Source organism: Blastopirellula marina (assembly GCF_002967765.1).
GTDB classification, from domain to species: domain Bacteria; phylum Planctomycetota; class Planctomycetia; order Pirellulales; family Pirellulaceae; genus Bremerella; species Bremerella marina_A.
This window is the reverse complement of record NZ_PUHY01000014.1, coordinates 1-12547: the sequence shown is the minus strand read 5'-3', so window position 1 is coordinate 12547 and position 12547 is coordinate 1. Positions and strand designations below refer to the sequence as shown.

Genomic DNA, 12547 nt, shown 5'->3' with positions numbered 1-12547 from the left:
GCTAGGGGAATGATATTTTACTCGCCACATCTAAAGTGTGTGCAGTGGAAACCACTATCCGATTATGAGGCAGTCGGGACAATTCGCGTTGCTGAAAATTGCCCATTAGGGCCAAGTCCGTATCGGATCTTCGGCCCCGAAGGATTGTCCGATCTAAGAACACTTTATATCACACCTCTCGTGGTCGAACGTGAGTCGCAAGATAGAGCGATCGAATCTCCGCAAGCGGTCGGCACAGGGAACGTCACGATTTGTGGTGTGCTGGAATCCGGAGACCGAGATCGTTACGCCATCTACCGCCGTAAGGGAGAGCGTCTTTCCGCCGAGGTTGTCGCTGTTCGTTTGGGGGCTCGCTTATTGGATACCGTCCTCCGTATTTATGGGCCCGACCAAAACCAACTAGCAATGGTCGATGATACGAATCTCTTTCAGCAAGATCCGGCGGCTTCGTTGATTGCTCCGAACAATGGGACGTACATCATCGAAGTTCACGAGTCGAACTATGGCGGCTCTTCCGACAGTCAATATGCGTTGCACATTGGTGACTTTCCTATGGCCAGTGTCGTCTATCCTGCTGGGGGCCCCGTGGGACAATCAATTTCGGTGACCTTTCCAGGCAACCCGAGCGGCCCTGAACAGCAGACCGTGTCCATTCCCCCTGAAGATCAGCCCTTTCAGCTGCGTGCTGAACACGATGGTCAGATCTCGCCCACGATCAGTCCGTTTCGTCGCTCAAGAATGGAAAACGTCCTGGAGCAGGAACCGAATGACAAACTCGACACAATTGATCAGCGCCTCGCCGAAATACCGATTGCATTTAACGGAATTCTGCAGCATCCGGGCGACATTGACCTGTTTTTATTTAACGCGGTTGCCGGCCAACCAATAGTGATCGACGTGTTCGCGAATCGGATCGGGTCTCCGATTGACTCAAGAATTGAAGTGTTAGATTCCGCTGGAAAAGAGGTTGCTTCGAATGATGACTGGGAATCGCACGATAGTCACCTCGAGTTCGAGCCAGCTACGTCGGGGCGGTTTACGATACAGATCAGCGACAAGCTGGGATTTGGCAGAGAAGACGCGGTTTATCGAATAGAAGTCGCTAAGAAGCAACCGGCACTGACGCCGTTCCTACCTCGTCCTCAACGAAAGACGCAACGTGGGCAGTCAGTTTCGGTTCCCTACGGGAATCGCACACTCGTCAGAATCGGCGTTCGGCGATCGCAAATTGAGGGTGCGGTCCAACTGACTTGGACTGACCTTCCCGACGGTATCCTTGCAACGTCTGATGCAATTTCGCGTGATCAATTTTGGGTGCCAGTCATTCTTGAGGCATCGGCTAGTGCAAGTCTCCACCCTTCTCTCGTTCGTCTCAATGCGGAAACTAGAACACCACGGGGCGACTTACTCGCCGGAGAGTTCCGGCAAACCGTCGACTTGGTTGCGGAAAGTGCGGACCGCGTGTTCCAAGAAGTAGAAGTCGATCGACTTGCCCTGTCGGTTACACCTGCGATCCCATTTCGAGTTGAGATCGACAAGCCGACCACCGCCTTACCGCGAGGTGGAACCTTGGATCTTCGCATTCGCGTTGAACGTGAAGAAGGATTCACGCAACCCATCAAAGTTCAGTTACCATTTTTACCGCCTTGGGTTGTTGCGGAACCAGAACTCATCATACCTGGCGACAGTTCCGCATGTATTTATCGTGTTGAGGCCCGCCCTCAGATCGAAGTCCCTCGTCGTTGGTCCATCGCTGCGACTGCCATAGTCGATACCGTTTCGGCAACGGAAGACACCGCGGCCTGGGACGGGCGTGAAGTCGCGAGTTCGCTAGTTTCACTCGACGTTGCCTCACCTCCAATTGACGGACAACTCACTCCCATTGCCGCCGAACAAGGTTCGAACGTGATGGTGGATTGCCAAGTAAGAAAGATGGGTGATGCTCCGCCTCATCTGACCGCCACCCTGGAAGGTCTGCCGAATCGTGTTTCGGCTGATTCGGTAGTTGTCGGCCGAGATGACGACACGATCTCATTTCGCTTAGAAATCGCCAAAGACGCTCCACTCGGAACGTTTTCAGGTATCCAGGTTCGACTTATCGGAGAAATCGATGGTCAGAGTGTTAGTTATGTCGTGAGTCCCCAGTCTTCGCTGAAGGTGGCCGCCCCAGGGAAGTTGTTCAAGGATGACGACGGTGAGGTTCTCACGCCACTTGAAACTCTACGACACGTCCAAAAGTCCAAGTTGCCTGAGAAGACTTAGCTATTTTAACTACGACCGATCTTCGTCCATTCCAATCTCCAATCCGAATAAGAGAAGGCATGCAATGTCCCGCTTGATCAAGCCGCTCTGGAGTAGTCGCATTGCGATTATGTTCGTGTTGCAGTTCGCCTTGGCCTGTTCAGGGCGCGCTGAGACAATCGGAAATCGTACTGACAAATTCGACCTGCATGTTTTTCCGAATAGTATCGACTTTCGGTACCTCACCGATCAGCAGCAACTAATCGTTTTGGCGAACTTCTCTGACGGAAGTACCCAGGAAGTAACCGCCGAAGCACAGCTGACAGTCAAAGACGCTAAGATTGCCAACGTTCTTTCCGAACAGCATGTAAGAATCCACCCTAGATCTTCCGGGCAAACCACAATCCTGATCGAGTGGAAAGGACAGGCCATCGACTTGCCTGTTAGTGTGGCGGAACAAGCTGGGCCACGCCCCCTTCACTTCCGAAACGATGTCTTGCCGGTGTTGACGCGTGCCGGTTGCAACACCGGAAAATGCCACGGCGCTGCGTCGGGGAAAGATGGGTTTCGCTTGAGTTTGTTTGGTTATGACCCGGAAGGGGATCATTATCGACTAACACGCGAACTAAGTGGTCGACGAATCAATCTGGCCGATCCTTTGAACAGTCTGTTGCTGTTGAAAGCGATCGGCGAGGTTCCGCACACTGGCGGCCAGAAAGTAGTTCCCGGCAGCCCGAACTTCCGTACCTTAGCAACCTGGCTGGCAGAAGGGGCTCGCCATGATTCGAAGGATACGCCAAAACCAAGTGGTATTCGCGTGATGCCCCCTTCAGTCGTCGCTGGTGAACCGGGTCAAACACAACAAGTCGTTGTACTAGCTGATTACGACGATGGTTCTGTTCGTGATGTGACCAAGTATGCCGTCTTTTTTAGCAACAATGACGCTGCTGCCACCGTAACCGAAGACGGCCTAATCAAGACAACTGGACCGGGGCCAGTGTTCATTTTGGCACGCTTCGATCAGTTCACAGGAGGAACGTCAGTCGTTGTACGCCCTGGTACTCCTTACGTCGAACCCGACTTCGTTCCCAACAACTACGTTGACGAACTAACGCTCGCTCGATGGCGAGATCTCCATCTCGTCCCGTCGAAATTGTGTTCGGATGAAGTATTTCTTCGACGCGTCTATCTTGATTGCACTGGCTTGCTTCCGACACCAGAGCAGCGAAATAAATTCCTGAACGATGCAACGCCAAACAAACGAAGCCGCCTAATTGATGAATTAGTCAACACAGACGAGTTTCTCGACCTATGGGTCCTAAAACTGGCTGACATGCTTCAGATCCGCCGTGCTAATGGACTCAGCACCAAGGCTCTTCAGCTATATGATGATTGGCTTCGCGAGAAAGTCCACAGTGGTGCAAAGATCGACCAGATTGTCAACGAACTGATTCCCGCAAGTGGTGGAACCTTCGAGAACCCCGCGACAAGCTACTACCAAACTGAAACGACTCCTCAACTTCTCGCGGAGAATCTCGCTCAGGCATTCTTGGGCACACGCATTCAGTGCGCGCAATGCCATAATCATCCCTTCGATCGCTGGACGATGGACGATTACTACGGCTTTGCTACGTTCTTCAGTCAAATCGGCTACAAGCAAGCCAAGGACCCCCGCGAAATCACAATTTACAACGCAGCGGAAGGCGAACTATCACATCCTGTCGAAGGGCGTGAAGTCCTCGCCAAATTCTTAGGGGGTGATGTCGCCGAAATTGAACAAGGTGACGACTATCGCCAACTCCTCGCCCATTGGTTAACGTCTCGCGATAATGCTGCCTTCTCAGAGCATATCGCCAACGTCTGGTGGGACCACTTTATGGGAATTGGCATTGTGGACCCGGTGGATGATGTCCGTGTTAGTAATCCGGCATCAAACCCAGCCCTACTTAAGAAGCTTGGCGAAACTCTCGTCCGTTACAACTTCGATGTGCGACAGCTTGCCTGTGATATCTGTAATAGCAAGACGTACCAGCTGGAAACCAAGACCAACCAGTGGAATCGTTGCGACGCCCGGAATTTCAGCCACGCTCAGGTACGGCGGTTACGTGCCGAGGTGCTGCTAGACTGTATTAACGAAGTTACCGATACGTCGGATCAACTCGCTGGTTTGCCGCTCGGTGGCCGTGCTGTGCAGATTCCAGATGCCAATTCGAACAATTACTTTCTCGAAACGTTCGGCCGTGGTTCGCGTGAAACGCCATGTTCCTGTGAAGTCAGTACGTCCCCCACATTGTCGCAGGCATTGCATCTACTAAACGGCGAAACGACGACCGGAAAAATCGAGCAAGGGAATATCATCCAGCAAATGCTTGACACGGGAGCATCCCCAATCGATGTCGCTCGCGAGATCTATGTTAAATGCCTGACTCGTGAACCGCGCCAAGATGAGCTAAGAGAGATCGAAAGCAAACTCGCCTCTGCAAAAGATCCTTGCACGGAATTAGCTGATCTGTTTTGGGCCCTTCTCAACTCCAACGAATTCGTCTTCAACCACTAAGGGAATCCACGTGCGACGATTCATCCAAGGCTCACTTACGCTGACCGTAGCTATCGCCTCAATTTCGGTGATTGTCTTTTCTCACACCGTTTACGCAGAAGATCCCACGAGCGACGCAGTCAGCTATGACCAGGTTCGCTCCGTTCTGCGACGACGTTGTGTTACGTGCCATAATCCTGAAGAAATGCGAGGAGATCTAGATCTTTCGACCGAGTCAGCGATCGCGGCCGGATCGGGATCTGGCCCGGTAATTGAGAGAGGGAAGCCCAACCAAAGCTTGCTATACACGACAGCTGCTCATCTGGAGGAGCCGAAAATGCCTCCCAACAGCCCTCCAATTCCGGCGCGAGAGCTCGATATAATTCGACGGTGGGTGATGACGGGATCCAAGCAACACAGTTCCCACGAGCTATCACCGGCGATGGGAAGTACTGATAAAAGCGAGTCTGCGACCGCGCCTAGGCAAGCAGAACTCGCAACGATACGCTCATTATTCCAGCCGGCTGCGATTACATCACTCGATGGCCATCCCAGTCGTTCCTTGGTCGCTGTCGCGGGTTTAGGGCAAGCTTGTCTCGTCGATACGGAGACGGGCCAACTACTCGGCGCATATGACATATCCGAGGGGGAGGTAACGGCGGTCCGATTCTCGCGTGACGGACGTCTACTGTTAGTTGCCAGCGGGATTCCGGGGCTCTCTGGCAAGGTTACAGCCTTCGATCTTGAAACACATCAAAAGCAATTTGAAATTGCCGACGAAAACGATTCGATCCTTGCCTTCGATCTCTCCCCCAGTGGAAAGCGACTTGCCGTTGGTGGTCCTAAAAAGATAGTTCACATCTACGACATATCGACGAATAGAATCGTTCAGACCCTACGAAAACATACTGATTGGGTGCTGACTTTGTCGTATAGCTCCGATGGTGTACTTCTGGCAAGCGGCGATCGGTTTGGCGGAATATACGTGTGGGATGCGGTAGAGGGAGAGCTGTTTCATACACTCCGTGGTCATGAGGAAGCCGTTCACGATCTTGCGTGGGATTCCGATTCAGAGACGCTTATCACCGTCGGGGAGGATGGAACTGTTCGGACCTGGAATATGCATCATGGGGAGGAAACGAGTCAGTGGCAAGCGTCCGAGAAAGGTATTACCGCATTGTCTCGTGGTACGAATATAACGTTTACCGGAAGTCGCCTAGGTGAACTCGCCAGTTGGTTAGCTCCAGAACAACAAGCCCATACTGGCCAGGCAGGAGAACAGATTGAATGCATGAGCTTGGCCAATAAAGGCGGGCAATTGGTGGTGGGTGACTCCCATGGCCGCGTTCACATTCTAAATGCGGACAACTTGGAACGCCAACATGTGTTGCAGTTGCCTGTCAATCCGCAGGGAAAGCAACAGTTCTTAAAGCAGTTGGCCACCATACAAAACCAATTCGAGTCGACACGTCTCGCCGAAAGTAAGCCTGAACTGAAGTTTGCAACCGAGTCGACTCCGTTCGTGGATCAATCTCAGGGTAATCCAATCACATCGCCCGATGGCCTTGTCGAAGAACTCAGAACGCTGTTGGCCCAAGCGGAGATTCATGCTGATTCCCAGCGAAAATTGGTAGAGCAGTCGGAGGCATCCGTCGAAACGATGACGGCATTGATACAGTCCCAGCAAACCGTCCTCAGTCAATTGCAGAAACAAGCGTCTGCTTGGAATCATCAGATGGATCAACAGAAACAGTCGCTGGCGGAAGCAGAGCAACAGATCGTCGCCCTACAATCCGTGCTGGGAAAAGTGTTGTCATCGAAGCAAGGAAGCCCAGCGGCACGACGAAAGCAACTCGAAGAGCGCCTACTACAACAGAAGCGTGTCCTAAAAGAAGCAATTGAAATGCAAAAAGCATTAGATCACTTGAAGCAGCTAGAAATAATCTCACCCAAGAATGGTCGTTCGCTGTCGCTAGCCAGGCAGCTTGCCAGCGAGTTGGCAAACGTTGTCGAGGCAACACAGCAAGAACTAGCCGAATTTCAGCAAGAACACAAGACTTCGAGTGACGTTGATTCTTCGATCAGTGGGGTCCGATCTCGTTAACCTAACGCGATAACTCTTTGTAGTACGTACCGTATGTTCAGGATCGCTCTCATGATATCGTTCAGTCGATTGCTTTGCATTTTGATCGTAATCTCAGCCACTTTGATCGCCAAGGAATGCAATGCAGACAATTGGCCTGGTTGGCGAGGCCCGACGGGTGACGGCATTTCGAAAGAGTCAGAAGTTCCATTGACCTGGAGTTCCACAGAGAATGTCGCATGGAAAACTCCAATTCCAGGCGTGGGGCATTCGTCACCGATCGTCTGGGACGACGCGATCATCGTCACCTCGGCTGTCGAAAGCGATCTTTCGCGACGTGTGATTCGTCTTGACCGCGATACTGGTGCAGTTCGCTGGAACAAGCAAGTCGGTGTCGGCCCATTTGAAGAAATGCATCGCGACAACACACCAGCGTCGGCGACACCGGTCACGGATGGTAAGCATATTTATGTGGCTTTCTGCCTCGACGGAAAGTTGCAGCTCACTTCGTTAACGCTGGATGGTGAAATTGCCTGGCAAATTGATGTCGCGACGTTTGAGTCTCGTCACGGTTTTTGCACAGGCTTGATACTTGATGAAGATCGTTTGCTCGTGAGCGGACTGCAAGATGGCCCTGACAGCTGTATCGCTGCATTCAACAAAACGACAGGAGAACAGATCTGGCGGACCCGGCGTCCCCGCGCTATTCGTTCCTTCTCAAGCCCCTGTCTATGTGCAATTGATGGTCAGCCAGCGATGATCGTTTCTGGGGCGGAACAGACCATCGCCTACAATCGACTCACGGGAAAACCACTTTGGCAAGTTGATGGTCCGGCAGAGAAAACTGTCAGTTCGGTCGTCTGTAGTGAAACGCTTAATCTTGCGTTCGTTGCCGGTGGGCGTGATAACCGCCTGATAGCCGTGCGTCTAAGTCGCGATGTTGACGACGCTAATTCAGACCGACTCATTTGGTCGACCACCAAAGGCATTCCTTACATGACATCTCCGCTTCTCAGTCATGATCTGCTACATGTCTTATCCGACGAAGGAGTCTATCACTGCTATGACGCGGCGACGGGAACGATCTTGCGGCGTAGACGGACAACTGGAGCAATCCGTGCGTCAATGGTCGCCACCGAATCGCGCATTTACATCACGGATATCGAAGGACGGACAACGGTATTGGCCAATAATGGTGACTGGAATGTGTTGGCCGTAAACCATCTTGAAGGCACCGTATTGGCATCACCTGCCATCTCGGACGGTGACATCATCATTCGCACGGACAAAGACGTATATATGGTCCGTGAATAGATCGCATCTCAAATTTCTGACCTATCTAGGACCGGCAAAGGCAAGTTAAGTTCGTTGTGTTAGGCAGCGTGCTCGACGCCTTTCGCAACACAGGTTGCCAAACGTCTTGATTTGTTTGTGGGTTTAATGATGCAAACATTAAGTCTTAATGAGCGTCCTTCATAACAAAGGGATGGTCGGTCTCCTTTAACTCTCTCTAACTGTGTAGCGAGACGGAGACTGGTCTTCCTTATGCAAGGACCTTTTATGATTCAACGGAAAGTGGGTTTTACGCTCGTCGAACTTCTGGTCGTGATTGCGATCATCGGCGTATTGGTTGGGCTCTTGTTGCCAGCAGTGCAGCAAGCCAGAGAAGCGGCTCGACGCATGTCTTGCCAAAACAACCTCAAGCAAATTGGCCTCGCTTTGCATAATTACAACGACACCTATGGTCGCCTGCCATGTGCAATTTGGTCGGCAAATCCAGCCAAAGGTGAGCCGTCATCTTTCGATGACGATGGCTATGGATGGATGGTGTCAATATTGCCCTTTGTCGAGCAAGGTGCTCTGTATGACATGCTCGATACAAGCGTGAAGACGGGGACACCCGGTGCTGTGGAAACGTACTACACGAACAATAGTCGACCAATCCCGGGCGGTGAAACGGTACTGTCAATGTACCGTTGTCCGAGTTCTGCTCTGCCAGAAATCGTTCCGGCGACTTACTCCATCCCAGGAACAACCGGAGGGATGACAACCAATCATAGCCAGTCTGTGGGTTACGCAGTTACCGACTACAAGGCAGCCGGTGGAAGCTGCTACGGTGACGATGGTGCCATGCACAAACTTTGGGAAAATGTCAACGATAACGGTTCGATCGGGCGACGTTTTGCCGAAGTGACCGACGGCTTGACGAATACAATCTTTGCGGGTGAATCTTCCTACGTCTCGCCCACGGCGTCCACTTGGCAAGGTTACACGGGACCTTTCCCCGTTGATGCAACGAGCGCTAAAGTGGACGACTGGCCTGTTTGGATTGGTGGCGCTGGCACCGATGAAGGTGCCCGCATCAATGGAAGAACGAATTCCCCAATTAACTGCCGCTGCAGTGCGAGCAAGATGATTACGGCCATCAATGACGACTGTGCATTCAGCTATCATCCCGGTGGCGCACAGTTCCTATTTGGCGACGGGTCAGTTCACTTCCTCACGGAGAATTTATCCTCGGATGTTTATTGCAATCTGCACTCGATTCGTGATGGCCAGGTTCTAGGCAATTGGAACTAGCAAAGAACGAATTAATGAATTAGCAAACGCTCGCGGCCTTGTCAGTTCACGTCAATCTGACGAGGCCGTCTTTTCCAAGCCTGGGTGTTCTCAAGTTGTTCTGCTGAACACACTAAATTCTAAATCTTCTCTCGTCCTGTGTTGTACTCGACGCGCCACCGTTCGATCGACACTTTTGCGTCCAGCAACGTGTCGAAGATCTCTCGATCGAGTAGGTCATCTCGAAGCTTCCGGTTGAAGGATTCGATATAGCCGTTCTCCCAGGGACTGCCTAGTTCGATGTACAAGGTATTCACTTCGACTCTTTCCAGCCAGTCGCGGACCTTCGTCGAGAACCGAGCGAACACGGCAAGTCCTCCGTTCAGAGACTCCCTTGCGCCCCAAGGTATCTCACACATGCTCGACGATTTGCCGTCGCTTGTCCGGGCTCAGAAGTTTCGCGAAGCGGCCTCCTTCAGGATCGCCTTATTCAGTTCGGCGTCCGCCAGCAGTCGCTTCAGTCGAGCATTCTCTTTCTCAAGTTCTTTCAAACGCTTGGCCTGATCGGTACGAACGCCACCGGACTCCTTCCGTCAGCGGTAGTAAGTATGCTGTGCGGAGATGGCAGATAATCTGTTCAGGCGTGAATCGTCTTCTCGGCATAAGAAATCTCCCTTCAAGTGAGCACGCATTCCTCAAAGACTAAACTACCGAATTAACGCAGTTGAAGGGGGCAGGTCAATGATCCGAGATAGGGAACTCGACTCCGTTTCGACCAAGATAATCCATGCTCTGGCAGTCGATCTTCGATACCACGTACAAGCAGTTTTCGATGAGAATCGGATACTCGTTAAAATCATCGACGCCATTACAGATGTTTGCGAAGTAACCATTCGGCCTTATTTTTTGGCTTTAAGGCCTATCTATCAGCCGCAACATTTCTTTCAAAAAACTTTAATCGATTTCGGTTTTGTCTTGCTTGCGCATTTCAAGCGGGTATTCTGAAAGCCCCACAAACCCCTCACAGTGAGGTGGCCAACCGCATTCTAAAGGGCGGGACTAATCCCTATCGCCCTCAAAAACGGACGTCGACATGAAAAAGTCAGCACGCCTCCGCCAACGATTTCGAAAGCAGGCGCGTCGCCACGTGGAGATGCTTGAAGACCGCAGAATGCTAGCAGCCTGCGTTATTGAAGCATCAGACAATGACGATACGACCGGTGCCTTAAGCCTGGCATTCACGGAGGAGATCGCAGGAAGCGGCCTGCTGCAAGGATGTGCAACCGGCGAGATCAGTCCCAGTGGAGATGTTGATTATTGGCGGATCGAAGCCGTAGCCGGTGATCAATTGACTGTCCACATTCGTGCGACGTCTAGTCTCGATACTTACCTGGAACTGCGTAACTCTGCCGATGGTTATTTAACGGCTAACGACGATGGTGGCCCCGGATACGATTCCCTCATCTCGAACTACCTCATCAATTCGAGCGGAACATACTACCTGAGGGTCAATGGATATAGATCGTCAACCGGCACCTACCGCGCTGAAGTCGATATCGGTCGATCCGTTGACCTTGAAAATGATTCAAACTCTCAAAACGATACTTTAGGCGGAGCCACGCCAATTAGCCTTTCGCCGTTGGGGACAACGCTCGAAGGCGATATCGCAGGTAACTTGTTTACTGCTGCCGACCAGGATGTCTACGATCTGGGGTTTCGCAATGGCGGCAACACGGTCAATCTTACGATTGCCACCGAAATAGGCAGTACCCTCAGTGCCATGGCGGAGGTCATCGATAGTTCGGGCACTTCCGTCCTTAGTGTCGATGGAGACGGTGATGATTCGACCTTCGAAGGAACCTTACCGTCCAGCGGGCGTTACTTTGCACGAGTAACGGGAGATGCCGGGGGACGGTACCTTCTACAAACCCAGATACTCGACACGATCGAACCGAGCATCGTAAGTCTTTCTGGATTGCCAGCCGAAAACGAAACCACTGACCAGCCAACAATTGAATTCACGCTCGGCTTTGACGAACCCCTCGCCATCAATTCGGTTGCGTCTGCCAATTTCGATCTTGTCTCCAGCGGTCCAGATGGGCAGTTCGATACACTGGATGACGTTAGCTACGACCTCCAGATTTCCCCCGCGTATACCGGAGGAACGAGCGTCTCGCTGCTGGTCACCGATGGGCCGCTTGACCGGGGTGACTATCGACTGACGGTTGCCTCGTCCGTGACCGATGTGGTGGGGAACCCGTTGGACGGTAACGGAGATGGAACAGGCGGAGATGCCTTGGTTCGTCACTTCACGATCGACTTCCCCGATGTCTACCAGTTGGAGAGTGGTGCGAACGGAAGCCTCGCCGAGGCAACAGCAGTTCCGTTAACGGAAGAACTCGCCGGAAGCGGGCTGGCGATCGGACGCGGCCTGGGAGCGATCGACCCAGCAGGCGATCAAGACTGGTGGTCGTTCGAGGCGCAAGCCGGAGATCGGATCGCGGTGGCCGTTGATCGGTTCGGCGATCATCAGGCACTCGACTCCGAGATTTACCTTTACGATTCGACCGGCAACTACCTTGCCAGTGAACGAGATGCGGGCCCTGGGGCGAGTTCCTACTATAGCCACTACCAAGTAGACGAGGATGGTACTTACTACGTACGTGTCTTCGGGGACTCGACCTCGAACGAAGGGACTTACCAGTTGCGTATCGAGCGGGCTCGCGGCATCGATCTCGAATCGGATGGCAGCTACAACAATGACTCGATTGCCAACGCCGATCCCATTACGTTGACCGCCTCGGGGACGATCCAGGTAGGCACGGTCGCCGGAACGTTGATGGGCCCCGAAGGGGCGAACATCGACGAAGACGTCTACGCCCTGGGGACATTCAGCGCGGGCAACCAGGTGGAACTCGATATTCGCACGCCGTCCGCCGATGGCATTTCCGCGATCGTACGCCTCCTCGATGCTGCCGGGAACGTGATTCCGGATGTAGACGGGGACCTAACCGATGGCCACTTCCTGGCGACGCTCACCCAGGGCGGAGCTTACTTCGCCGAAGTGACGAGGGTCTACCAATATCAAGGACACCGTTATTACGTTGGCTCACATCGGAGTTGGCAAG

Annotated in this window: 6 protein-coding genes and 1 pseudogene; 6 read left to right on the top strand and 1 reads right to left on the bottom strand. The window is 52.6% G+C overall.

The window, feature by feature from the left end:
• The first annotated feature begins 9 nt into the window (after window positions 1-9).
• The 5 genes from C5Y83_RS22775 to C5Y83_RS22755 all read left to right on the top strand — a co-directional run bounded on the left by C5Y83_RS22775 (window position 10) and on the right by C5Y83_RS22755 (window position 9440).
• Window positions 10-2262: a hypothetical protein gene (locus C5Y83_RS22775; protein ID WP_146117886.1), complete on the top strand. Its 2253-nt coding sequence runs from the start codon at window positions 10-12 to the stop codon at window positions 2260-2262.
• 64 nt (window positions 2263-2326) lie between these two features.
• Window positions 2327-4798, top strand: coding sequence for a DUF1549 domain-containing protein (locus C5Y83_RS22770; protein WP_158262474.1), 2472 nt, complete (start codon window positions 2327-2329; stop codon window positions 4796-4798).
• A 10-nt stretch (window positions 4799-4808) separates the two neighbouring features.
• Window positions 4809-6881: a c-type cytochrome domain-containing protein gene (locus C5Y83_RS22765; RefSeq protein ID WP_105332108.1), complete on the top strand. Its 2073-nt coding sequence runs from the start codon at window positions 4809-4811 to the stop codon at window positions 6879-6881.
• Between the two features lie 51 nt (window positions 6882-6932).
• On the top strand, window positions 6933-8174 hold the full coding sequence (locus C5Y83_RS22760) for a PQQ-like beta-propeller repeat protein (RefSeq protein ID WP_158262473.1): 1242 nt from the start codon (window positions 6933-6935) through the stop codon (window positions 8172-8174).
• A 246-nt stretch (window positions 8175-8420) separates the two neighbouring features.
• Window positions 8421-9440 (top strand): DUF1559 domain-containing protein, encoded by a 1020-nt coding sequence (locus C5Y83_RS22755; protein ID WP_158262472.1) that lies wholly within the window; start codon window positions 8421-8423, stop codon window positions 9438-9440.
• A gap of 131 nt (window positions 9441-9571) precedes the next feature.
• Here the strand turns inward: C5Y83_RS22755 and C5Y83_RS30200 are convergent.
• Window positions 9572-10082 (bottom strand): annotated as a pseudogene (locus tag C5Y83_RS30200) (integrase core domain-containing protein); the annotation flags it as partial.
• A 508-nt stretch (window positions 10083-10590) separates the two neighbouring features.
• On the opposite strand from C5Y83_RS30200, the gene C5Y83_RS22740 reads away from it, so the two are divergent.
• Window positions 10591-12547 (top strand): pre-peptidase C-terminal domain-containing protein (locus C5Y83_RS22740; protein WP_158262470.1); only part of this gene is annotated, 1957 nt, incomplete at its 3' end.